At 74.3% G+C, this 22,433-nt stretch carries 21 protein-coding genes; 10 read left to right on the forward strand and 11 right to left on the reverse strand.

Translation table 11 applies throughout. The annotated features are described in order from the left end of the window. Positions 1-123 precede the first annotated feature (123 nt). Complete coding sequence (locus J421_RS30685) at positions 124-1,509, forward strand: FAD-binding oxidoreductase (protein ID WP_025414957.1); 1,386 nt, start codon at positions 124-126, stop codon at positions 1,507-1,509. Between the two features lie 256 nt (positions 1,510-1,765). Here the strand turns inward: J421_RS30685 and J421_RS30690 are convergent, their stop codons facing one another. Genes J421_RS30690 through J421_RS30700 form a run of 3 tightly spaced genes read right to left on the reverse strand, consistent with a single transcriptional unit; the run spans position 1,766 to position 4,438 of the window. After that, positions 1,766-2,818 carry a phosphotransferase family protein gene (locus J421_RS30690; protein WP_104023537.1) on the reverse strand — a complete coding sequence of 351 codons (1,053 nt, stop codon included), beginning with the start codon at positions 2,816-2,818 and terminating at the stop codon, positions 1,766-1,768. Further along, positions 2,818-3,207, reverse strand: coding sequence for a cupin domain-containing protein (locus J421_RS30695; RefSeq protein ID WP_025414959.1), 390 nt, complete (start codon positions 3,205-3,207; stop codon positions 2,818-2,820). The genes J421_RS30690 and J421_RS30695 overlap by 1 nt, the downstream gene beginning before the upstream one ends. Before the next feature lie 31 nt (positions 3,208-3,238). Next, complete coding sequence (locus J421_RS30700; protein ID WP_025414960.1) at positions 3,239-4,438, reverse strand: acyl-CoA dehydrogenase family protein; 1,200 nt, start codon at positions 4,436-4,438, stop codon at positions 3,239-3,241. 30 nt (positions 4,439-4,468) lie between these two features. Between J421_RS30700 and J421_RS30705 the strand changes: the two genes are divergently transcribed. Further along, a complete protein-coding gene (locus tag J421_RS30705; RefSeq protein WP_025414961.1) occupies positions 4,469-5,719 on the forward strand; it encodes an MFS transporter in 1,251 nt (416 codons plus the stop codon). 47 nt (positions 5,720-5,766) lie between these two features. Here the strand turns inward: J421_RS30705 and J421_RS30710 are convergent, their stop codons facing one another. Then, on the reverse strand, positions 5,767-6,672 hold the full coding sequence (locus J421_RS30710) for an ATP-grasp domain-containing protein (protein ID WP_025414962.1): 906 nt from the start codon (positions 6,670-6,672) through the stop codon (positions 5,767-5,769). After that, a complete protein-coding gene (locus tag J421_RS30715; protein WP_025414963.1) occupies positions 6,669-8,078 on the reverse strand; it encodes an aminotransferase-like domain-containing protein in 1,410 nt (469 codons plus the stop codon). Before J421_RS30715 ends, J421_RS30710 begins: the two co-directional genes overlap by 4 nt. A 106-nt stretch (positions 8,079-8,184) precedes the next feature. On the opposite strand from J421_RS30715, the gene J421_RS30720 reads away from it, so the two are divergent. The 4 genes from J421_RS30720 to J421_RS30735 all read left to right on the forward strand — a co-directional run bounded on the left by J421_RS30720 (position 8,185) and on the right by J421_RS30735 (position 12,284). After that, on the forward strand, positions 8,185-8,694 hold the full coding sequence (locus tag J421_RS30720; protein ID WP_104023538.1) for a GNAT family N-acetyltransferase: 510 nt from the start codon (positions 8,185-8,187) through the stop codon (positions 8,692-8,694). 1 nt (position 8,695) lies between these two features. After that, on the forward strand, positions 8,696-9,580 hold the full coding sequence (locus tag J421_RS30725; RefSeq protein WP_025414965.1) for a helix-turn-helix transcriptional regulator: 885 nt from the start codon (positions 8,696-8,698) through the stop codon (positions 9,578-9,580). 19 nt (positions 9,581-9,599) lie between these two features. Next, positions 9,600-10,586: a threonine dehydratase gene (locus tag J421_RS30730; protein WP_025414966.1), complete on the forward strand. Its 987-nt coding sequence runs from the start codon at positions 9,600-9,602 to the stop codon at positions 10,584-10,586. Positions 10,587-10,649: 63 nt separating this feature from the next. Continuing rightward, positions 10,650-12,284 carry a hypothetical protein gene (locus J421_RS30735; protein ID WP_025414967.1) on the forward strand — a complete coding sequence of 545 codons (1,635 nt, stop codon included), beginning with the start codon at positions 10,650-10,652 and terminating at the stop codon, positions 12,282-12,284. Between the two features lie 219 nt (positions 12,285-12,503). Here J421_RS30735 and J421_RS30740 read toward each other — a convergent pair whose 3' ends face one another. Then, positions 12,504-15,167: an ABC transporter permease gene (locus J421_RS30740; RefSeq protein ID WP_104023539.1), complete on the reverse strand. Its 2,664-nt coding sequence runs from the start codon at positions 15,165-15,167 to the stop codon at positions 12,504-12,506. Next, positions 15,164-15,493: a PadR family transcriptional regulator gene (locus tag J421_RS30745; protein ID WP_025414969.1), complete on the reverse strand. Its 330-nt coding sequence runs from the start codon at positions 15,491-15,493 to the stop codon at positions 15,164-15,166. The genes J421_RS30740 and J421_RS30745 overlap by 4 nt, the downstream gene beginning before the upstream one ends. Positions 15,494-15,632: 139 nt before the next feature. On the opposite strand from J421_RS30745, the gene J421_RS30750 reads away from it, so the two are divergent. Beyond that, positions 15,633-18,101, forward strand: a complete 2,469-nt coding sequence (locus tag J421_RS30750; protein WP_025414970.1) for an ABC transporter permease — start codon at positions 15,633-15,635, stop codon at positions 18,099-18,101. 17 nt (positions 18,102-18,118) lie between these two features. Here J421_RS30750 and J421_RS30755 read toward each other — a convergent pair whose 3' ends face one another. Further along, a complete protein-coding gene (locus J421_RS30755; protein WP_148306646.1) occupies positions 18,119-18,499 on the reverse strand; it encodes a hypothetical protein in 381 nt (126 codons plus the stop codon). A gap of 39 nt (positions 18,500-18,538) precedes the next feature. Here J421_RS30755 and J421_RS30760 point away from each other — a divergent pair, with 39 nt between their 5' ends. The 3 genes from J421_RS30760 to J421_RS30770 all read left to right on the forward strand — a co-directional run bounded on the left by J421_RS30760 (position 18,539) and on the right by J421_RS30770 (position 20,079). Then, positions 18,539-19,051, forward strand: coding sequence for a thiamine pyrophosphate-binding protein (locus J421_RS30760; protein ID WP_025414972.1), 513 nt, complete (start codon positions 18,539-18,541; stop codon positions 19,049-19,051). Continuing rightward, complete coding sequence (locus tag J421_RS30765) at positions 19,048-19,617, forward strand: thiamine pyrophosphate-dependent enzyme (protein ID WP_025414973.1); 570 nt, start codon at positions 19,048-19,050, stop codon at positions 19,615-19,617. The genes J421_RS30760 and J421_RS30765 overlap by 4 nt, the downstream gene beginning before the upstream one ends. Positions 19,618-19,740: 123 nt before the next feature. Continuing rightward, on the forward strand, positions 19,741-20,079 hold the full coding sequence (locus J421_RS30770) for a hypothetical protein (RefSeq protein WP_025414974.1): 339 nt from the start codon (positions 19,741-19,743) through the stop codon (positions 20,077-20,079). A gap of 21 nt (positions 20,080-20,100) precedes the next feature. Here J421_RS30770 and J421_RS30775 read toward each other — a convergent pair whose 3' ends face one another. The 3 genes from J421_RS30775 to groL all read right to left on the reverse strand — a co-directional run bounded on the left by J421_RS30775 (position 20,101) and on the right by groL (position 22,422). Continuing rightward, positions 20,101-20,502 carry a hypothetical protein gene (locus tag J421_RS30775; RefSeq protein WP_025414975.1) on the reverse strand — a complete coding sequence of 134 codons (402 nt, stop codon included), beginning with the start codon at positions 20,500-20,502 and terminating at the stop codon, positions 20,101-20,103. Positions 20,503-20,507: 5 nt separating this feature from the next. Further along, positions 20,508-20,690, reverse strand: coding sequence for a hypothetical protein (locus J421_RS30780; protein ID WP_025414976.1), 183 nt, complete (start codon positions 20,688-20,690; stop codon positions 20,508-20,510). Between the two features lie 73 nt (positions 20,691-20,763). Further along, a complete protein-coding gene (groL, locus tag J421_RS30785; RefSeq protein WP_025414977.1) occupies positions 20,764-22,422 on the reverse strand; it encodes a chaperonin GroEL in 1,659 nt (552 codons plus the stop codon). Positions 22,423-22,433 lie beyond the last annotated feature (11 nt).

Consider the following 22,433-nt stretch of genomic DNA (forward strand, 5'->3'; position numbering starts at 1 on the left):
CCGCCAGCCCCTGGCCCGCACCCGGCAGCCCCGGCCACGGCCCCCTTGCGCGCACGCTCGGCCGGCCGATGTTCGGGGACCGGACACGGCACGCATGGCAACCCCGATGAGGAGCATGGACCCATGGAGCCACTGACGACCGCCACCGTCCCGATGTCGTCGTACGACCCCACCGCCGTGCTGCCCGGCACGGTCATCCGCCCGGGCGACGCGAGCTACGACGATGCGCGCCGTCTCTGGAACGGGATGATCGATCGACGCCCCGCGCTCATCGTCCGCTGCCGCGACGCCCAGGAGGTGCGCGCCGCCGTCGTCGCCGCGCGCGCCCGCGGGCTCCCCGTCGCGGTGCGCGGCGGGGGCCACAATGCGGCGGGGCTCGCCCTCTGCGACGACGGGCTCGTGATCGACCTCTCGCAGATGCGCGGCGTGACCGTCGACCCCGACGCGCGCACCGCCCGCGTCGAGGGCGGCGCGACGTGGGCCGACGTCGATGCGGCCACCCAGGCGCACGGCCTCGCCGTCACCGGCGGCGCGATCTCCACCACCGGCGTCGGTGGGCTCACCTTGGGCGGGGGCATCGGCTGGCTGATGCGCCGGCAGGGCCTGGCGTGCGACAACCTCGTCGCGGCGGAGCTCGTGACGGCCGACGGCCACGCCGTGCGCGCGAGCGACCACGAGAACCCGGACCTGCTGTGGGGTCTACGCGGCGGCGGCGGCAACTTCGGCGTCGTCACCGCGTTCACGTTCCGGCTGCAGCCGCTCGACGGCGTCGTCTCCGGCCTGCTCGTGCACCCGCTCGCGCGCGCGAAGGAGGTGCTGCGCTTCTACCGCGAGTTCACGCGCTCCGCGCCCGACACGCTCACCGTCTTCGCCGGCCTGCTGACGTCGCCCGAGGGCGCACCGATCTGCGCGCTGATCCCGAGCTGGTGCGGGCCCGCCGAGGAGGCGGAGGCCGCGCTGCGCCCGCTGCGCGAGTTCGGCCCGCCGCTCGCCGATCTCGTGCAGCCGATGCCGTACGTCGCGCAGCAGCGGCTGCTCGACGACGGGATGGCGCCGTCCGGCTTCCAGGTCTACTGGCGCGGCGAGTTCCTGCGCGCGCTCACGGACGAGACGATCGACGCGCTCGTCGACGCCTATGCCGCCGCGACGTCGCCGCTGTCGGTGCTCGTCATCGAGCAGATGGGCGGCGCGGTGGCCCGCGTGCCGCGCGACGCGACGGCGTTCCCGAACCGCGACGCCGCGTTCAACCTCGCGATGGTCGGCCGCTGGACCGATCCGGCCGAGCGCGACGTGCACGTCCGATGGGTGCGCGACGTCCACGACGCCGTGCGCCCGTCCGCGCTCGGCTCCTACGTCAACTACCTCGGCGTGGAAGAAGGCGCCGACCGCGTGCGCGGCGCGTACGGTGACGCGACGTACGCACGGCTCGTCGCGCTGAAGAACGCGTGGGACCCGGAGAACGTGTTCCGGTTCAACCAGAACGTCGCGCCGAACTGGCGGCTGGCGTGACCGTGTGAATTGAACCGCAGAGGACGCAGAGGGCCGCAGAGGACGGCTCTCTTCGAATTGAACCACGAGGACTCGACGTTCTGTTCGGCCGGTTCGAGGTGCTCGGCGAGTACCCTGGGGATCCAGCGGCGATGAAGAGAATCTCGAGATCTTTTTGATCGCCCTTGGATCCCCAGAGTACTCGCCTGCCACCTCGCCCCATCGGTGTGCTATGCGGCCCTCTGCGTCCTCTGTGGTTCAATGCAGTTCGAATCGCTCACCTCAGTCGATCGACCCGCCCCAGCTCGATCGCGCGCGTCGCCAGCCAGCTCACGCCGCGCACCGCATCGATCAGCGCCGCGAACCGTGGGTCCGACGTGAGACCTCGGCGGTGGCGCGCGTAGATCTGCTGGGCGATCACGCCGACCTTGAACAGGCCGAACGCGAAGTGGAACGGCGCGTCGGTCACCGGCCGCCCGCTCGCCGACTCGTAGCGCGCGACCACCTCGGCGCGCGACAGGTTGCCCGGAAGCGACGTCGGGTTGTGCAGCGACGCGCCTAACAGATCCGGCGGGTCGTCGGCGTCGGTCCAGTAGGCGAGCGACGTGCCGAGGTCGAGGAGCGGGTCGCCGAGCGTCGCCATCTCCCAGTCGAGCACCGCGACGATCCGCGTCGCGTCGTCGGGGTCGAGCACGACGTTGTCGTACTTGAAGTCGTTGTGCACGACCGCCGCGCGCGACTCGCCCGGCCGGTGCGCGTCGAGCCACGCCGCGACGCGATCCATGTCGGGCACGTCGTCGGTGCGCGCGCGACGCCACCGCTCGGCCCACCCGCGCACCTGCCGTTGCACGTAGCCCTCGGGCTTTCCGAGATCCGAGAGTCCCGCCTCGCGCGGATCGATCGCGTGCAGCTCGGCCAGCCCGTCCACGAGGCGGCCCGACAGCTCGCGCATCGTCGCCGGCGCCGGCGGATCCTGCGGCACGCCGCGCAGGATCGTGCCGCGCACGCGCTCCATGAGATAGAACGGCCCGCCGAGCACCGTGGCGTCGTCGCACGCGAGCACGGGACGCGGCGCCTTCGGCCAGCGCGCCGAGAGCCGCTCGAGCACGCGGTGCTCCCGCAGCACGTCGTGGCCGCCCTTCACGTCGGCGCCGATCGGCGGGCGCCGCAGCACCAGCTCGCGGTCGCCCGCGCGCACGAGATACGTGAGGTTCGAGAAGCCGCCCGGGAACTGCTCGACCTCCAGCTCGCCCACGAGGCCGTGCGCGGCGAGCCACGCGCCCAACGCGTCGAGGTCGAGCGGGTCGCGCGGCGTGATGGTCGCGTCCATCAGTCGCCCGTGGGCACGATCGCCGCGGTCTCCACCATGAGGATCACCGCGCGCTCCGGCGCGCGCGTGCGATGGACGACGCCGCGCGGCACCACGACGCCCTCGCCCGGCCCGAGCTCCACGACGCGACCGGGCTCGCCCGCCGGCGACGGCTCGAGGTCGACGAGAAACCGTCCCTCGAGCGTGAAGAAGAACTCGTCGTCGGCGTCGTGCTTGTGCCAGTGATACGCGCCCTGCATGACGCCGAGTCGCACCACCGAGTCGTTCACCCGGCAGAGTGTCTGGTTGTACCACGGGTGCGTCACCGACGCGACGAGCGGCGCGAGCTCGATCTTCTGCAGCGCGGGGAACAGCACGTTCAGCCGCGTGTCGTACGGGAATTCGGTCATCGGACGCGGGGCGGGTGGAATGGGGACGGGCTCAGATCGCGACGTCGACGCCGTACGCCTTCAGCATGTGTCGCGCGACCACCGACTTGTGCACCTCGTCGGGCCCGTCGTAGATCCGCGCCGCGCGCTCGTGCCGGTAGATCCACGACAGGATCGTGTCGTCGGTGACGCCGAGCGCGCCGCACACCTGCACGGCGCGGTCGACGACGCGCTGCAGCGTGCCGGCGACGTAGAACTTGATGAGCGACACGTCCACGCGCGCGGCGTGCGCGCCCGCGTCGTCGATCTTCCGCGCGGCGTCGAGCACCATGAGCCGCGACGCGTGGATCTCGGCCCGCGACTCGGCGAGCCAGTGCTGCACGGCCTGCTGCGCGCCTAACGGTCGACCGGGTGCCAGCTCGCGCGACGCCGCGCGGCGGCACATCACGTCGAGCGCCCGCTCGGCCAGGCCGATCCACCGCATGCAGTGATGGATGCGCCCGGGGCCGAGCCGCTCCTGCGCGAGCACGAACCCCGCGCCCTCGGCGCCGATGCGGTTCGCGCGCGGCACGCGCACGTCCACGTACTCGATCTCCGCGTGGCTGAACCAACCCCGGCCCGTCTCGCCCATCACCGGGATGGTGCGCACGATGCGCACGCCCGGCGTGTCGAGCGGCACCAGGATCTGGCTCGCGCGCGCGTGCGGGCTCGGCACGTCGGGGTTCGTCACGGCCATGACGACGGCGAACGCGGCGCCGTCCGCGCTCGACGTGAACCACTTGTGCCCCGCGATGACGTAGTCGTCGCCGTCGACGCGCGCGGTCGTGTCGAGGTGCACGGGGTTGGAGCCCGCGCGCTCCGGCTCGGTCATCGAGAAGCACGACCGCACCTCGCCGCGCACGAGCGGCGCGAGGAAGCGCGCCTTCTGCGCCGCGCTGCCGTGGCGGTGCAGCAGCTCCATGTTGCCGACGTCGGGCGCCTGGCAGTTGAACGCGTAGTGGCCGAGCGGGCTCCAGCCGAGCACCTCGCTCAGCCGACCGAAGTCGGCGAGCGACAGGCCGAGCCCACCTTCGCCGCGCGGCATGTGCGGCGCGAGGAGCCCGAGCGCCTTCACGTGGTCGCGCGCGGAGGCGAGCGCGGGGAGCAGGCGGTCGTAGTCCTGCGCGAGCAGCAGCGGCTCGAGCGGCACGAGCGCGTCGCGGACGAACGCCTGTGCCGAGCGGAGCGTCTGGTCGAGCGGCGGGTCGGTCACGGTACGGTTTCTGAGTGGTGCCGGTAATCTGTGACCAGTACCGCCGCGCAACAGACGCCCGAGCGCCGCTCCTCGCTGCGCGCGCTCCGCCACCGCGACTTCGCGCTCTACTTCACCGGCAACGTCCTCTCGAACTGCGGCACGTGGTTCCAGAACGTGGCGCTGTCGCTGCTCGTCTACCGGCTCACGCGGTCGTCGTTCTGGGTGGGCGCGGTGAACTTCGCGCAGTTCGCCGGCGTGCTGCTGCTCGCGCCGTGGGCGGGCGCAGCGGCGGACCGTGGCGATCGCCGGCGGCTCATCGTCGCCACGCAGGTCGTCGCCACGCTCACGAGCGGCGCGCTCGCCGCGGCGGTGGCGCTCGGCGCGGGCACGCTGCCGGTGGTGCTGTCGCTCGCGCTCGTGCTGGGTCTCACGACCGCGTTCGCCACGCCGGCGATGCAGGCGATCCTTCCCGCGCTCGTGCCGCGCGACGATCTCCCGGCGGCGGTCGCGATGAACTCGGTGACGTTCAACCTCGCGCGCGCGGTGGGGCCCGTGGCGGGCGCGTTCGTCGTCGCGCGGCTCGGCCTGGCGTGGGCGATCGGGCTCAACGCGTTCTCGTACCTCTTCTTCGCCGGCGCGATGCTCGTCGCGCACCCCGCGGCGCAGACGACGCGGGCCGGCGGACGCGCGCGGCTCCGCGACAGCATGCGCATGGTGCTGGCGGAGCGGCATCTCTTCATCCTGCTGCTCGTCGTCGCCGCGGTGTCGCTGTCGATGGACCCGGTGAACACGGTGGCGCCGGCGTTCGCGACGCGCGTGTACGGGCGCCCGGACACGTTCGTCGGGATCCTCATCGGCGCGTTCGGCGTCGGCGCGGTGACGGCGTCGGTCATCCCGTCCGGCGAGGGACGTCGACCCGCACGGACGATCGCGATCATGCTCGCGCTGTTCGCCGCCGGCATGATCGGCTTCGCGCTCTCGCCCGCGCTCGAGGCGGGGCTCGTCGCGCTCGCCGTGGCCGGCTTCGGCTATCTGTCGAGCCAGACGCGCGTCACGACGCTGCTGCAGCTCGAGGTGAGCGACGCCGAGCGCGGTCGCGTGATGGCGCTGTGGAGCGTCGCGTTCCTCGGCACGCGCCCGCTCGCGAGCCTCGTCGACGGCGGCCTGGCGACCGTGCTCGGGCCGCGCGCGGCGACGCTGCTCATGGCCATGCCGATCGTCGTCGCGTCGGCCGCGATGCTCATGGGCCCGGGGCGGACCGTCGGCGAGGCGCTCGAGCGGTCACGCGTCAGGCGTTAGGCACGTGCGTCTCACGCGGAGCCGCGGAGAACGCGGAGCCAACCCATTCATTTGGTCTTCTCGGCGTTCTCCGCGGCTCCGCGTGAGACGACACGAGCGATGCCATCCGCCAGCAGCTCCGCCGCGTCCGCTCGCATCTCCAGGAAGAGGTGCGGCTCCACGAGCTCCAGCTCCATGAGTCGGAAAGCGCCGTCGTCGACGACGCCGTCCACGCGGGCGTAGAGACAGTCCGCCGCGTACCGCGCCACGATCGACGCCGCCTGCGCGATCACCGACGCGGCCGGCTCCGCTCTCACCGACGAGCCGCCGTGCTCCTGCTGCACGCGGAAGTCGCCGGCACGCGGCCGCTTCAGCGCGGCGTGGCTGTACGCGCCGCCGAGGAAGACGAGCGACCATTCCCCCTCGCCGACGACGGCGCGCACGAACGGCTGCACGAGCGCCGGCCCCGCGGCGAGCGTGGCGCGGAACTCCGACTCGTGCGCGAGCGCGTCGCGCGCCGACACGCGCCACGTGCGGAACGCGGACGCCGAGACGGCGGGCTTCACGACGGCGTCGGCCCATCCGCTCGACGCGAGCAGCTCGGCGAGCGACTCGCGCGTCGACCCGTCGGCCCACCGCGTCGGCACCGTCGGCACGCCGTCGCGGGCGAGATCGCGCAGGTAACGCTTGTCGGCGTTCCAGCGCAGCACGCGCGGTGGGTTCCACAGCGGCACGCCGGCGCCCTCGAGTCGGTCGATCCATCGCGCGAACGCGTCGGCGCGCAGGTGGTAGTCCCAGCACGAGCGCACGACCACGGCGCCGTAGTCCGTCCACCGGACCGTGGGGTCGTCCCACACCACCGGCTCGGCGCGGACGTCCCGCCGCGCGAGCGGGGCGAGCAGCAGCCGGTCGTCGGGGGCGAGCTCAGGGTACGCGGCGCTCGTCGCGAGCGCCACGGTGTTAGGCGCCGTCACAGCGTGGGCGCGCGGCGCGCGGGCTCGTGGGCGAGGATCGCGGCGAGCGCGCGCAGCGCCCGCTCGAGCGCGGCGCGGTCGGGCGCGCTGCCGAGCGCGAGGCGCACCGCGTTCGGCACCGGTGCGGGGCGCGCCGAGCCGTCGGGGCGCACGTACCAGTCGGCCGGCGTCACGCGGATGCCCTGCTGCTGCGCCTCCGCCACGAACCCGGCGACCGTCCACGTCGACGGCAGCCGCAGCCAGGCGTGGATCGACCCCGCCGGCGCCGAGACGTTAGGCGCGCCGAGCAGCGCCCGGGCGAGCGCGCCGCGCGCCGCCGCCTCGCGCGAGATGTCGGCCACCGCGCGCGCCGCCGTGCCGTCGGCGACCCACGACGCGGCGACGGCGAGCGGCAGCGGTGAGAGCATGAGCACCGACGCGCGCACCGCGGCGTCGAGCCGCGCCGCGTCGTCGCGCGACGGCGCGAGCACGAACGCGGTGCGGAGCCCCGGCGCCACGCACTTCGACAGGCTGCCGACGTACGTCACGACGTCCGGGGCGAGCGCGGCGAGCGGCGTCGCCGCGTCCTGCAGCAGCGGGCCGCAGATGTCGTCCTCCACCACGCGCAGCCCGCGCCGGCGCGCGACGTCGACGATCGCCTGCCGACGCGCGAGCGACATGACCGCGGTCGTCGGGTTCTGCAGCGTCGGCACGCAGCACAACAGCGTCGCGCCGTGTCGCCGGCACGCGGCGTCGAGCGCGTCGGGCCGCAGTCCCTCCTCGTCCACCGGCACGCCGACGAGCCTCACGCCGGCCGACGCCGCGGAGCCCTCGAGCCCCGGGTAGCACAGCGCCTCGACGAGCACCGTGTCGCCCGGCCGCGCGAGCGTTGCGAGGAGCAGCGCGAGCGCGTGCTGCGCCCCGCCGGTGACCGCGACGCGCTCGGCCGACGCATCGATGCCGCGGCCGCGCAGCCACGCCACGCCCGCCTCGCGTGCCATGGCGTCGCCGCGGCGCGTACGGTAGGTGAGCATCTGCCGCACGACGTCGCCGTCGGCGCCGACGCTCTCGATCGTGGCGCGCAGCGCGCCGCCCATCCACGCGGGCACCGGCGGCGCGTTCACGCTGAGGTCGACGTCGCGCGTCTCCTCCGGCACCGCCGCGGTGGACGCGGCCGATCCGTTAGGCGCTCCGGCGACGAACGTGCCGCTGCCGACGCGCGCGTCGAGCAGCCCACGGCGGCGCGCCTCGGCGTACGCGCGCGTCACCGTCGTGAAGTTCACGCCGAGCCGCTCGGCGAGGTCGCGCTGCGTGGGGAGCGCGTCGCCGGCGCCGAGGCGGCCGGCCTTGATGTCGGCCTCGAGCGCGTCGGCGATGGCCCGGTAGACGGGGCCGCCGCCGCGGGGGAGCCGCGGGTTCCAGCGCATGTGACGGGTCGGTCGGAGCGGGTGCTTGCCGGTGGGGCCGGGTCGTTATATGATGCCAGACAATCGCCATTCAATTGCAGCCAATCATACATACAATCCGCATTGTATGCAACAGGCTGATGCGGCTCGCGCGGCGTACGCGGCTGATGCGATCGAGGCGCGGCGCGTCGCGTACCTCGTGTCGACCGACCCGGCGCGCCTCGACCTCGCGGCGGTGCACCGCTACCTCGCGCGCTCGTACTGGTCGCCGGGAATCCCGGAGGACGTCGTGCGGCGCGCCGCCGAGCACTCGCTGTGCTGCGGGCTGTATCACGACGATGCGGGCCAGGTCGGCTACGCGCGCGTCGTCACCGACCGCGCGACGTTCGGCTACCTCGCCGACGTCTACGTGCTCGAGGCGCACCGCGGCCACGGGCTCGGCGCGTGGCTCGTCGGCACGCTGCTCTCGCACCCCGATCTGCGCGGGCTGCGGCGCCTGTCGCTCATGACGCGCGACGCGCACGGGCTGTACGAGCGGTTCGGCTTCCGCAACGCGCCGGTGCCGTCTCGGTTCATGGAGCGCGTCGTCGCCCCGACCGTGCTGTGGCCCGCGCCCGCCGCGGCGGGAGGAGGCTGACGTGCTCACGTCCGACCGCCTCGCGATGCCGCACGGACGGCTGCTGTTCCGCGGCGATCTCGTCACCGTGCGCGAGACGACCGTCGTCGAACGGTGCGCCACGCGCCACCAGGTCGTGTTCTCGCGCTCGCAGCCGCACGCGTGTGGGATTCAGCGCATGCGACTCGGCCCGCCGTCGCCCGCGGTGGATCCGACGCGCGTGCTGCTGCTGAACGCCGGCGACGCACCCCGGCGCGCGGATCACGCGACCGGCCACGTCGTGATCGGCCTCGCCCCGGGAGCGTTCGGCGGCGAGCGCGCCGCGCGGCCGTTCGCGCACGCCCAGGCGACGGTCGGCCCGCGCGTGCTCCTCGCGCTGCACGTGCTGCGCGCCGCGCTCGCGCGCCCGCTCGCCGACGTGCACGCGCCGGCGGTGGACGACGCCGCGCTGGCGCTCGTGGCGCAGGTGCTCGCCGTACCCGCGCACCGCGCCGCGCCCCCGGTGCCTAACGACGCCGCCGCGCTCGGCCGGCTGCGCCGCCGGCGCGACCTCGTGACGACGGCGCGCGACACGCTCGCCCGCGCCCCGGGCCGCGCACACCATCTCGCGGACGTCGCCGCGGCGCTCGACATCTCGCCGTCGCATCTCGCGCACGTGTTCACCGCGGAGGTCGGGATGCCGCTGCACCGCTACCTGCTGCACCTGCGGCTCGCCGTCGCGCTCGAGCGGCTGGCCGACGGCGAGCCGCAGCTCAGCGCCGTCGCGCTCGACCTCGGCTTCGCCACGCACAGCCACTTCTCCGCCGCGTTCCGGCGCTGGTGCGGCGTGACGCCCGCGGCGGCGCGCGCCATGCTCGCCACCGGACGGGCGCTCGCCGACGTGATGCCGCGCCGCGCGGCATCGTGAGTTCCTCGGAGATCGGACGATGACGACCGTGACGCTCGACGACGCGACGACGCTCCCGACCCTGCGCGAGCTGGAGGACGCCGCGTCGCTCGTGCACGCCGTGCTGCCGCCGACACCGCAGTACGCGTGGCCGCTGCTCGCCGCGCGCTGCGGCACCGAGGTCTGGGTGAAGCACGAGAACCACACGCCGGTCGGCGCGTTCAAGGTGCGCGGCGGCATCGTCTACATGGACGCGCTGCGCCGCGCGCGGCCCGACGTCGTCGGCGTCGTCACCGCGACGCGGGGCAACCACGGGCAGTCGGTGGGCCTCGCCGCGGCGCGCGCGGGGCTGCGCGCGGCGATCGTCGCGCCGCACGGCAACTCGGTGGAGAAGAACGCCGCGATGCGCGCGCTGGGCGTCGAGCTGCTCGAGCGCGGCCACGATTTCCAGGCCGCGTCGGAGGCCGCCGACGCGCTCGCCGACGAGCGCGGGTGGCACCGCGTGCCGTCGTTCCATCCGCTGCTCGTGCGCGGCGTGGGTACGTACGCGCTGGAGCTGTTCCGCGCCACGCCGCCGCTCGACGCGGTCTACGTGCCCATCGGGATGGGCTCCGGCGCGTGCGGCGTGATCGCGGCGCGCGACGCGCTCGGCCTGCGCACGAGCGTCATCGGCGTGACGTCGACCGCGGCGCCGGCGTTCGCGCGGTCGCTCGCCGCGGGCGCCGTCGTGTCGCACGAGTCGACGACGCGCATCGCGGACGGCGTGGCGTGCCGCACGGCGGATCCCACGGCGCTCGCCGTCGTGGCGCGCGGCGCCGAGCGCGTCGTCGAGGTCACCGACGACGAGGTGGAGGCGGCGATGCGTGCGCTGTTCGCCGACACGCACAACGTCGCCGAGGGCGCCGGCGCCGCGGCGCTCGCCGCGCTGCTGCAGGAGCGCGATCGCATGCGCGGCAGGCGCGTCGCCGTGATCCTCACCGGCGGCAACGTCGACACCGACGTGTTCGCGCGCGTGCTCGCCGCCTGACGCGCGCGTCTGGCGCCGTGCTCCGTGGGACGGCATGATGGACCGCCCCGATCGGAGGACTGCATGCGCCGCTCGTCGATCGTCGCGCTCGCTCTCGCGCTCCTGCCCGCGCTCGCCGCCGCGCAGCACGACCACGGTGCGCCGCGGCTCGGCACGGTGTCGTTCCCGAACTCCGGCGTGCGCGCGGCGCAGACGCCGTTCCTGCGCGGCGTCGCGCTGCTCCACAGCTTCGAGTACGAGGACGCCGCGGCCGCGTTCCGCGAGGCGGAGCGCGCCGATCCGGGGCTGGCGATCGCGTACTGGCTCGAGTCGCTGACGTACTCGCCGATCCTCTGGCGCGAGGACGATCCCGACGCCGGCCGCCGCGCGGTCGCGCGCCTCGCGCCCACGCCGGCGGCGCGGCTCGCCAAGGCCGGCACCGCGCGCGAGCGCGCGTACGGCGCCGCGGTCGAGGCGTTCCTCGCCGATACCACGCCGGCCGCGCGCGTCGTCGCGTTCGCCGACTCGATGCGCGCCGTCGCGGAGCGCTATCCCGACGACCTCGAGGCGTCGGCGTTCGCGTCGATCGGCGCGATGATGGCGCAGCAGGCGGGCGGTCTGCCACCCGCGCGACGGCGCGAGGAGACCGAGCGCGCGACGCGCTTCGCCGAGCGCGTGTTCGCCGCGAGCCCGAACCATCCGGGCGCCGCGCACTACCTGATCCACGTCGCCGACATGGACCAGTCGTACGCGCCGCGCGCGCTTCCCGCCGCGCGCGCGTACGACAAGATCGCCCCCGACGCGACGCACGCGCTGCACATGCCGTCGCACGTCTACCTGTCGTTAGGCATGTGGGACGACCTCGTGGCGTCGAACGAGCGCGCGTGGGCGTCGTCGCGCGCGTGGGTGCGCGCGCGCGGCCGCACCGGCGCGGACCTCAGCTTTCACGCGCTCACGTGGCTGCAGTACGGCTACCTGGAGCAGGGCCGCTGGCGCGCCGCGCGTGCGCTGCTCGACACGACGCGCGCCGTGCTCGCCGGCGCCGACCTCGCGGGCGCCGCGCACGTCGACGCGCGCTACGCGCCCGGCGCGCTCGCGTTCCTCTATGCGGCGGAGACGGGGCGGTGGGACGACGTCGCCATCGACGGCCCGACGACCGCGCCGACGGGGCCGTCGACCGCCGCGGGCCGGGAGGCGGGCTTCCTCGCCGCGTCGCGCTACGCGCATGCCGTCGCCGGCGCGATGCGCGGCGACACGACGGCGGTGATCGCGGTCGCGCGAACGCTCGGCGGCGTTCCCGACTCGGCGACGTGGACGACGCGGAGCCCGCTCGCCATGCTGAACGCGCTCACGCTCGACGCGCTCGCCGCCCGCGGGCGCGGCGACTCGGCGCTCGCGCTCGCGCGGCTGCGCGCCGCCGCGGCGTTCGAGGACCGCGTGCCCGTGATCGGACCGCCGTCGTACGTGTCCGCGCACGAGCTGCTGGGCGGCGCGCTGCTCGCGTCGAACGATCCGCGCGGCGCGGCCGTCGAGTACGAGCGCAGCCTCGCCCACCAGCCGAACCGCTCGCTCGCGCTGTTAGGCCTGGCGCGGGCGCGCGCCGCGTCGGGCGACCGCGCGGGCGCGGCGGACGCGTACCGCAAGCTGCTCGCGAACTGGGTGCGCGCGGACGCGGATCTGCCTGCACTGGCGGAGGTTCGAGCGGGCGCGCGCGATTGAACCACGGAGGACACGGAGCACACAGAGCACACCAACGAAAGGTTCTCCTCCGTGCCCTCCGTGTCCTCCGTGGTTCGAGAGAACTTGACGTTCTCCGACAGGTTCGAGGTGCCGGACGAGTACGACCGGGGATCCAACGGCGATGAAAGGGATCTCGAGATCTCTTCGATCGCACTTGGATCCCCAGGGTACTCGCCTGTCACCTCCCCGCGCTCACGACTAATCGACCCGCAGCGCCGCCACCGGGTCCACGCGGCTCGCGCGCCACGCCGGCATCCACGCCGAGCCCACGGCCACCGCGACGAGCGTCGTCGCGACGGCCGCGAGCAGCATGACGTCGGTGGACTCCACGCCCGCGAGCGCGGAGGCGAGCACGCGACCCGCGGCGATCGCGCCCGGCACGCCGACGAGCAGACCGACGCCGGCGAGCCCGAGCCCCTCGCCGACGACGGCCCGCACGACCTCGCGACGCTGCGCGCCGAGGGCGAGCCGCACGCCGATCTCCGCGCTGCGCTGCGCGACCGTGTACGACAGCACGCCGTAGATGCCGACCGCCGAGAGCAGCAGCGCCGCGCCGGCGAACAGCGTGAGCAGCAGCGCGTTGAACCGCGGCTCGGCCGACGCCTCGCTCACCAGGTCGCGCATCGGGCGGAGCGGCTCCACCGGCAGCTGCGCGTCCACCGACCACACCGCGCGGCGCACCGCGTTGCCTAACGATCCGACCGACGTGCCGGGCGCGTGGCGCACGACGAGCCACATCTCCTGGAACGGGAACTGGGCGTGCGAGAAGTACAGCGTCGGCTGCGGCGGGCCGCCGGGGCCCGTCACCGGCTCGTCGGCCACCTCGCCGACGATGGTGAACGTCGTCGGCTGCCCCTTCCACCACGACTGGCCGCGGTCGATCGCGCGGCCGATCGGGTTCGCGTCGCCGAAGTGGCGGTGCGCGAACGCGCGGTTCACGACGATGACGCCCGGCGCGTTCATGGCGTCGGTCGCGGCGACGTCGCGGCCTCGGAGGAGCTGGAGCCCCACGGTCGAGAAGTACCCCGGTGCCACCGGACGCACGATCGCCTCCGGCTCCGACCCGGGCGTCGGCGCCGGCTGGCCGACGACGCGGTAGCTCGACGTCCACCCCTGATCGAGCGGGTGCCCATAGCCTAACGACACGCTGCGCACGCCGGGCAGCGCCGCGACCGCATCGCGCATGCGGTCGAGGGCGATGACCGCGTCCGTGGCGCCGTAGCGCGTCTCGGGGAGCGAGAGATGCACGAGCGCGAGATCGTCGGGCTGGAAGCGGAGGTCGGCGTGGGTGAGGCGCCACAGCCCCTGCATGAGCAGCCCGGCGCCGCTCACCAGCACCGTGGCGAGCGCGATCTCGCCGGCGACGAGCAGCCGGCGGAGTCGCCGCCGCGCGCGGTTCGCCGTCGCGCCGCGCGCGTCGCGCAGCACGCCCGCGCCGCCGCCGCGCTGCAGCACCGCCGGCAGCGCGCCGAACGCGAGCCCCGTCGCCGCCGACACGCCCAACAGGAAGAGCAGCACGCGTCCGTCGAGCGTCACCTCGTCGGCGCGCGGGATGGAGCGCGGCGCGAACAGCAGCAGCGCGCGCATCCCCGCCCACGCCACGGCGACACCGGCCACCGCGCCGCCCGTGGTGAGCAGGAAGCTCTCCGTCATCCACTGCCGCAGCAGGTGCCCGCGTCCGGCGCCTAACGCCGAGCGCACCGCCATCTCGCGCTCGCGCGCCGCGGCGCGGGCGAGCAGCAGCCCCGCCAGGTTCGCGCAGCCGACGACGAGCACGAGCGCGACGGCGGCGAGGAGCACGAGCAGCGCGGGGCGCACCGGCGCGACGATCTGGTCCTGCAGCGGCGCGACGCGCGCGCCGCGCTTCGTGTTCGACTCCGGGTACTGCACCTCGAGCGCGCGCGCGATCGCGCTCGCCTCCGCCTGCGCCCGCGCGAGTGGCACGCCGGCGCGCAGCCGACCGAGCACGGTGAGGCGGTGCGCGCCGCGCTGCGCGTCGAGCGGCCCGGGGACGAGCGGCCGCCACAGCGCGAAGTCGCGCGCCACGGGGTCGGGGGGCATGACGCCGATCACCGTCACCGGATGCCCGTCGAGCGTGATCGTGCGGCCGACGATGCGCGGGTCGGCGCCGAAGCGCGTGCGCCACAGCGCGTCGGAGAGCACCGCCACCTCGGGCGCGCCCGGCCGCTCGTCGTCCGCGCTCACGCCGCGGCCGCGCGCCGCCGCGATGCCCAGCGCGCGGAAGAAGTCCGCCGTCACGTAGCCGACGTCGAGCTTCGCCGGCTCGGCGTCGCGCGCGGTGAGCGTCGTCTGCCACGGCCACAGCGCGCCGAGCGCGGCGAACGCGTGCGCGCGGGCGTGCAGGTCGCGGAAGTCGGGGTACGACGTCGACGGGCCGACCTTCTCCGCGTTGCCGTCGGTGGGGATGCCTTCCAGACGCACCACGCGCTCCGGCTCGGGGAGGGCGAGCGGCCGCAGGAGCACGCCGTTGACGACGCTGAAGATCGCCGTCGTGGCGCCGATGCCCAACGCGAGCGTGAGCACGGCGACGAGCGTGAAGCCGGGGCGACGGCGCAGCGCGCGCAGCGCGTACCTGGCGTCGAGGGGGAGCATGGCGGGCATCCCGTCGTGGGCGCGCAGCCACAGGGCGTCGGTCGACGCGCCGAGGCTGCGCAGGAGGAGTCGGAGCGCGGCCGGCCAGGCCGGCGCGCCGCGGCGGTCGGCGTCGCGACGTGCGTCGCGCCACGCCCACGCGAGCTCGCCCTCCCACTCGGCCACCCACTCCTCGCGCCGCGGTCGCGGGACGACGGGGGCGAGCGCGCGGACGACGGCGAGGCCGGGGGGCGACCCAGGGGCGGTCATGCCGGCTCGGGGCCGAGGCCGCGCGCGGCACCGGGCACGGGGACCGCGGCGGCGTCGGGATGCCGCGCGAGCGCCTCGCGCAGCGCCTCGGCGCCGGCGCCGGTGAGCTGGTAGTAGCGGCGCGGCGGGCGTCCCTCGTCGCGCGCGATCTGCACCGCCTCCCACCGCGACTTCACGAGCCCTGCCGACTCCAGCCGGCGGAGGATCGGGTACACCGTGCCGCTCGGCAGCCCGGTGGCGTCGAGCAGGTCGAAGCCGTGGCGGAGGCCGCGGGCGAGGGCGACGAGGACGAGCGCGGTGTGGCGCGTGAGGCGGACGCTGGGCATGCGGGGTGGGCGGGTTGTGCTACCTATGTAGAGTTTCGGCCCTCCCGTCAACCCGGCCGGTGACGAACGGCGGTCGGGCGCCGCGTTAGGCGCGTGTCGGTTCTTGCGGCGCTCTGCCGCGACGTGCACTGTCGGCCCCATGCTCCAGACCCTCGCGCGCGACCTGCGCTTCGCCGGCCGGATGCTTCGCAAGACGCCGGTCTTCACCGCCATCGCGGTGCTCGTCATCGCGTTAGGCACCGGTGCGGTGACGACGATCTTCAGCGTGGCGAACGCGGTCGCGCTGCGCCCACTCCCCGGCGTGTCGAACGCCGACGCGGTCGTCGAGGTGCACCGCGCGCTCCCCGACGGGACCGGCGACAACTGGGTGTCGTATCCGCTGTACCGGTTCCTCCGCGACGGCGCCGCGACGCGTCCGATGGCCGACCTCGCCGCCTGGTCGTTCATGCCGCTCACGATCGACGCCGGCGAGGAGAGCGTCGCCGCGCAGGGCGCCATCGTCACGGGCAACTACTTCGGAGCGCTGGGCGTGCGGCCGGCGCTCGGACGCTTCTTCACGCCGGACGAGGACGGCGCGCCCGGCGCGCACCCCGTCGTCGTGATCTCGCACGGCTTTTGGACGACGCGGCTCGGCGCCGATCCGCGGGTGATCGGCCGCACCGTGCGCGTGAACGGGTACGCGTTCACGGTCGTCGGCGTCGCGCCGCCGAGGTTCGGCGGGGTCTTCGCGCTCATGCGCACGGACGCGTGGGTGCCGATGGCCGCCCTGCCGCTGCTCTCGCCGGGCAACGACCTCCTCACCAACCCCCGTCCCGGGTGGCTCCAGACGTTCGCGCTCGTCCGCAGCGGCGTCGATCGGAGCGTGGTCCAGCGCGAGCTCTCGCGCCTCGTGGCGCAGTACGCCGCGGAGGGGAACGGGCCGGCCGACGACCGACGCTACACGACCGTGCGCCTCGCGTCGCTCTCGGGCCTGCCGTACGACATGCACGGCCGGGTCCTGGGATTCATGGCGCTGCTGCTCGGCGCGTCGGGACTCGTGCTGCTCATCGCCAGCATCAACGTCGCGGCGATGCTGCTGGCCCGCGCCGTCGCCCGCCGGCGCGAGACCGCCGTGCGCCTGGCGTTAGGCGCGACGCGCGGCCGCCTCGTTCGACAGCTGCTCACCGAGAGCCTGCTGCTTTACGTCGTCGGCGCCGCCGGCGGCGTGCTGATCGCGCTGTACGCGACGCGCCTGCTCGCGCGCCTCCCGCTCTCGGTGAGCCTGCCGCTGGCCCCCGACTTCGCGCCGGACGCGCGCGTGCTCGCGTTCGCGCTCGTCCTGTCGCTCGTCACCGGCGTCGCGTTCGGCCTCGCGCCGGCGCTGCAGTCGGCGCGCGTCGGCGTCAGCGGGCGGCTGCGCGACGATACGGCCGGCGCGGGCTCGCGGCGCTCCACCGTCCAGAGCCTGCTCATCGCCGGCCAGATGTCGGTGTCGTTCCTGCTGCTGGTCGCGGCAGGGCTGTTCCTGCGGGCGCTCGATCGTGGGCGTCACGTCGATCTCGGGTTCGACACGTCGAACGTCGCCGTCGCCGGGTTCGACCTCGGCATGCACGAATACGACGACGCGAAGGGGCGACTCCTCCTCCACGCGTTGAAGGACCGGATCGCGCAGTCGCCGCGCGTGGTCGCCGTCTCGTACGCGCGCAATCTCCCACTCAGCGGCGGCAACAGCGTGGATCTGCGAATCGACGGCTCGCCCGTGCCGCCGGCGAACGCGGACGGAACGCCGGTGCGCTTCGAGGAGGTCGACGCGGGATACTTCGAGACCCTGCAGATGCCGATCGTGGAGGGGCGCGGTTTCATCGCCGCCGACGACGAGCGCGCGGCGCGGGTGGCCGTGGTGAATCAGGCCTTCGTCCGCCGGTTCTGGCCGGCCGGCGGGAGCGCGATCGGGCGCACGTTCCGTCGCGGCAGTGAAGCGGTCACCATCGTCGGCGTCGCGCGCGACGCGAAGTACTGGTCGCTCGGCGAGGAGCTCCGGCCGTTCGCCTACTTCGCGATCGGGCAGGCCGCGGCGAGACGTCGCGCCGACCACGCCGAGCTCCTCGTGCGGACGAGCGGCGATGCGGCGCGCCTCGCACCGGCGATCCGCGCCGCCGTGCGGGAGCTCGACCCCGCGCTCCCCGCGCCGGCGGTGACGACGTTGAGCGCCGAGACCAGCGGCGTGCTTCTCCCGCAGCGAGTCGGCGCGCTCGTCACGGCGGTGATGGGCGCCGTCGGCCTGCTCCTCGCCGCCGTCGGGCTGTACGGCATCGTCGCCTACCTCGTCGGCCAGCGCGCGCGCGAGATCGGCGTGCGGATGGCGTTAGGCGCCGGCCGCCGCGACGTGCTGCGGCTCGTCACCGGCGACGGGATGCGGCCGGTGGCCGTCGGCCTGGGCATCGGGCTCCTGCTCGCGGTGGGCACCACGCGGCTCCTGATGTCGTTCCTGCTCGGCGTGAGCCCGCTCGACGTCGTCACGTTCGCCGGCGGCGCCGCGATCCTGATCGCGGTGGCGCTGGCGGCGAGCTGGCTGCCGGCGCGTCGCGCGGCGGCGACGGATCCGGTGCGGGCGCTGCGTGCGGAGTGAGGTGCGAGCGTGCGCGGCTACGGCTGGCGCACGGGAAGCACCGACAGCATGCGCAGGTCGGCGGGGAGCCGCACCGCCACGCTCTCGCCCTCGCGCAGCGGCACCGGCCCCGACGTCGGCGTGATGCGCGGCCGCGCGAAGATGCGCGCCGAGAACGTCACCGTGCCGTCGCCGCCGAGCGCGGTCGCGGGCACCCGGAGCTGCGCGGTGCGTCCCGCCTCCACCGTGCCGATGCGGATCGCGCCGCCGCTCGACCGCACCGCGTAGACCTCGGCCAGGTCCGCCGAGTCGTTCGTGAAGACGACCGTCGCCGGCGGCGTGGTGCTGTGGTGCGTCGGCCCGCACGCCATGAGGACGAGCGTCGCGGTGAGGAAGCGGGCGCGGAGTCTGTTAGGCATCGTGGTCATGTCCGGGAAGGCACCGACGCTTGCCGCGGCGTGCGCGGGGCGCGAGCGTTCGGCATGTTCACCGGCGAGCAGATCGCGTCCCTCCTCACCGACGTCGGGGTCACCCACGTCGTCACGGTCCCCGACAGCACGCTCGGCACCTGGTACGCGGCGATCGAGCGCACCTCCAAGCTGACGCTCGTACGCGTCTGCCGCGAGGGGGAGGCGTGGGGCGTCGCGGGCGGCCTCTACCTCGGCGGCGCGACGCCGCTCGTCATGATCCAGTGCACCGGCCTGTTCGAGTCGGGCGACGCGTTGCGCAACGTGCTGCACGACTGGAAGCTGCCGGTGTTCGCGCTCATCGGCTATCGCAGCTACCTCGATCAGAGCACGCTCCCCGGCGATACGTGTCTCGTGTTCACGGAGCCGGTGCTCGACGCGTGGCGCATCGACTACCGCCTCGTCACCGAGCCGTCGCAGCTCGACGCGATCCGCGCGCACTACCTCGCGTGTCGCGAGGCGCGCCGCCCGGGCGCCGCAGTGATCGCGGAGGGCAAGGCGTGATCGCGCTCCGTGAGGCGCTCGCCGCGCTCCGCGACCGGCGCGGCGACGACGACGTGGTGGTGACCACGATGGCCGCGGCGCGCGAGTGGATGGCGCTCGGCGCGCACCCGCTCGACCTCGTGCTCGTGCCGTCGAGCATGGGGCAGGCGACGACGTTCGCGCTCGGCATCGCGCTCGCGCAGCCGCACCGCCGCGTGATCGTGTGCAACGGCGACGGGTCGATGCTGATGAACCTCGGCTCGCTCGTCACGATCGCCGAGGCGGCGCCCGCGAACCTCGTGGTGCTGCTGTTCGACAACGGCGTGTACGAGGTGACCGGCGCGCAGCCCACGCCGGGCGCGGGGCGCGTGGACTACGCGGCGCTGGCGCGCGCGTGCGGCCTCGGCGCGACGCACCGGTTCGGCGATCTCGCCGCGTGGACGACGGCGCTGCCCGAACTGTTAGGCGCGCGCGGGCCGACGTTCGCGGTGGTCGACACGGTGCCGGAGCCGGGCCGCCCGGGCCCGCGCTCGCCGGGGCCGGCGGGGGAGCGTGGGGAGCGGCTGCGCGAGGCGCTCGCGCGGTGAAAGCGTCCGACGCCTCCTTTGTCCGGAAGTTGTCCTGTACAAAGCGTTGACAAAACGCCGCGCCCGTGCGAGCTTTCGGGTCGTGGAGCACGCGCTGTGGCACCACCTTCGTGGAGGCGCGGTATGTCGACGCACCGAGCGCAGCGAGCCGTTGGATGGCGCGCGCTGGTCGAGCAGGAGAGCGAACGTGAGCGCGACGAGCTGCGCGCGTCGTCGCACGGCGGGCCCGAGACCGCTCCGGCGGTCGAGCGGACCGGGGACGACGCGGTCGTCGCCGTCGGCGCCATCGCGCCCGCCCCGTCGAGCGCCGGGGATGGCCGGGCGGAGCTGGCCCGCTGGGAGGATGAAGGCGGCCCCGTCGACCCGCGCCCGCCGGTACGTCCGGTCAACGCGGTCGTGCGCGACCTCGTCCGCGCGTGCCTGATTCCCCGCGTGGTCGTGCCATCGGGTCTTCTCCCGTAGCCGCGCGGGGGCGCGGCGGCGTCACCGATCGCGCAGTCGGACGGTGAGCGCCCGCATGCGGTCGTTGAGGCACGTGTTGGCCGCGACGTCGAAACGCTCCCGCACGAGCGGATCCGCGATCTCGCGGTCGGCCTCGAGGTCGGCCGCCACGCCGCGCGCGAGGCCTGCCCAGGCCGAGCGGTGGATCGGCCCGTCGGGCCAGCCGTTGTTGCGCGCGTCGATCCACCCGTCCCAGAACGTGAGCGCGACGCGCAGCCGGCCGATCCCCGGTCCGACCGCGCGCGGGAAGCGGCGCGCCACGTCGTCGAAGCGCCGACCGATCGCGTCGAACAGGTCCGCGTCGTGCGCGGCGGCGTCGGCCCGCAGATGCGTGACGAGCTGGTCGCGTGTCGCGTCGGCGGCGGTCGGGGCCTCGGCTCCCACGTCGGCTACGGCCGGTGGCCCTTCCGCGGGCCGTTAGGCGGCGCGGTCGCGTCGCCGGTGCGCGCGCGCTGGAGCTGCGCGTCGGCCGCCATGCGGCCCAAGACGTCCCGCGCGGCGTTCTTCTGGTCGCTGCGCTGCGGGTTCGACGCGTCGCGCGCCGCCTTCGGCTTCTTTCCGTTTCTGTCCATGCGGTGCTCCAGCCGGTCGCGCCGGCGATGTGAGACGCGGCGCCGTCGTCGGGCCGCGGGTGCCTAACGAGCCTCAGTACATGCCGCCCATGCCGCCCATGCCCCCCATGCCGTCGCCGGCACCCTGGCCCGCGCCGGCGGCCGCCTTCTGCTTCCGCTCGACGATCGTTGCCTCGGTGGTGAGCAGCAGGCTCGCGATCGACGCCGCGTTCTGGAGCGCCATGCGCGTGACCTTCGTCGGGTCGATGACGCCCGCCTGCACGAGGTCCTCGTACGTGTCCGTGAGCGCGTTGTAGCCGTACGCGACCTCGTCGGCCCCGCGCACGCGGGAGAGCACGATCGAGCCCTCGCCGCCCGCGTTCTGCACGATGGTGCGCAGCGGCGCCTCGACCGCGCGCCTGACGATCTGCACGCCGATCTGCTCGTCGGGGTCTTCGAGCTTCAGCGCATCGAGCGCCTTCTGCGCGCGCACGAGCGCGACGCCGCCGCCCGGGACGATGCCCTCTTCGACGGCCGCGCGGGTCGCGTGCAGCGCGTCCTCGACGCGGGCCTTCTTCTCCTTCATCTCCGCCTCGGTCGCCGCGCCGACGTTGATGATGGCGACGCCGCCGGCGAGCTTCGCCAGCCGCTCCTGCAGCTTCTCCTTGTCGTAGTCCGACGTGCTCTTCTCGATCGCGCCCTTGATCTCTCTGAGGCGTCCCTGGATGGCGTCCTTGTTGCCCGCGGCGTTGTCGATGATCGTCGTGCTCTCCTTGTCCACCACGATCCGCTCGGCCCGGCCGAGCTGCCGCAGCTCGGCGCCCTCCAGCTTGAAGCCGACTTCCTCGGAGATGACCTCGCCGCCGGTGAGGACGGCGACGTCCTGCAGCATCGCCTTGCGGCGATCACCGAAGCCCGGCGCCTTCACCGCGACCACGCGCAGCGTGCCGCGCAGCTTGTTGACGACCAGCGTGGCGAGCGCCTCGCCCTCGACGTCCTCGGCGATGATGAGCAGCGGGCGGCCCGCCTGCGCGACCTTCTCGAGCACGGGCAGCACGTCTTTCATCGAGGAGATCTTCTTGTCGTGGATCAGGATGACGGCGTCCTCGAGGACGGCCTCCATCTTGTCCGGATCCGTGACGAAGTACGGCGAGAGATAGCCGCGGTCAAAGAGCATGCCTTCCTTGGCTTCGAGCGTCGTCTCGAGGCCCTTCGCTTCCTCGACCGTGATGACGCCGTCCTTGCCGACCTTCTCCATCGCCTCGGCGATGAGGTCACCGATCTCCTTGTCGTTGTTCGCCGAGATGGCGCCGACCTGCGCGATCTCCTTCTTGCCGGCGGTGGGGACGGAGATCTTCTTGAGCTCCTCGATGATCGCCTGCACGGCCTTGTCGATGCCGCGCTTCAGCGCCATCGGGTTCGCGCCGGCCGTCACGTTCTTCAGGCCCTCGCGGAAGATCGCCTGGGCGAGCACGGTCGCCGTCGTGGTGCCGTCACCGGCGTTGTCGCTGGTCTTCGTCGCGACCTCCTTCACCATCTGGGCGCCCATGTTCTCGAGCGGATCGGTCAGCTCGATCTCCTTCGCGACCGTGACGCCGTCCTTAGTCACGGTGGGGGCGCCGAACTTCTTGTCGATGACGACGTTCCGGCCCTTCGGCCCGAGCGTGACCTTCACCGCCTCGGCGAGCTGGTCGACGCCGCGCTTGAGCGCCGCGCGCGCCTCGGTGTTGAAATGCAGTTCCTTCGCAGCCATGAGTCTGACCT

It is taken from the genome of Gemmatirosa kalamazoonensis, from assembly GCF_000522985.1.
In the GTDB taxonomy this organism is placed as follows: domain Bacteria; phylum Gemmatimonadota; class Gemmatimonadetes; order Gemmatimonadales; family Gemmatimonadaceae; genus Gemmatirosa; species Gemmatirosa kalamazoonensis.

Bases quoted from the DNA above. Each gene is read 5' to 3' on its own strand.
- J421_RS30740 (WP_104023539.1), bottom strand. From the start codon at position 15,167: ATGACCGCCCCTGGGTCGCCCCCCGGCCTCGCCGTCGTCCGCGCGCTC.
- J421_RS30780 (WP_025414976.1), bottom strand. From the start codon at position 20,690: ATGGACAGAAACGGAAAGAAGCCGAAGGCGGCGCGCGACGCGTCGAAC.
- J421_RS30685 (WP_025414957.1), top strand. From the start codon at position 124: ATGGAGCCACTGACGACCGCCACCGTCCCGATGTCGTCGTACGACCCC.
- J421_RS30690 (WP_104023537.1), bottom strand. From the start codon at position 2,818: ATGGACGCGACCATCACGCCGCGCGACCCGCTCGACCTCGACGCGTTG.
- J421_RS30695 (WP_025414959.1), bottom strand. From the start codon at position 3,207: ATGACCGAATTCCCGTACGACACGCGGCTGAACGTGCTGTTCCCCGCG.
- J421_RS30745 (WP_025414969.1), bottom strand. From the start codon at position 15,493: ATGCCCAGCGTCCGCCTCACGCGCCACACCGCGCTCGTCCTCGTCGCC.
- J421_RS30750 (WP_025414970.1), top strand. From the start codon at position 15,633: ATGCTCCAGACCCTCGCGCGCGACCTGCGCTTCGCCGGCCGGATGCTT.
- groL (WP_025414977.1), bottom strand. From the start codon at position 22,422: ATGGCTGCGAAGGAACTGCATTTCAACACCGAGGCGCGCGCGGCGCTC.
- J421_RS30715 (WP_025414963.1), bottom strand. From the start codon at position 8,078: ATGCGCTGGAACCCGCGGCTCCCCCGCGGCGGCGGCCCCGTCTACCGG.
- J421_RS30720 (WP_104023538.1), top strand. From the start codon at position 8,185: ATGCAACAGGCTGATGCGGCTCGCGCGGCGTACGCGGCTGATGCGATC.
- J421_RS30770 (WP_025414974.1), top strand. From the start codon at position 19,741: ATGTCGACGCACCGAGCGCAGCGAGCCGTTGGATGGCGCGCGCTGGTC.
- J421_RS30755 (WP_148306646.1), bottom strand. From the start codon at position 18,499: ATGCCTAACAGACTCCGCGCCCGCTTCCTCACCGCGACGCTCGTCCTC.
- J421_RS30730 (WP_025414966.1), top strand. From the start codon at position 9,600: ATGACGACCGTGACGCTCGACGACGCGACGACGCTCCCGACCCTGCGC.
- J421_RS30735 (WP_025414967.1), top strand. From the start codon at position 10,650: ATGCGCCGCTCGTCGATCGTCGCGCTCGCTCTCGCGCTCCTGCCCGCG.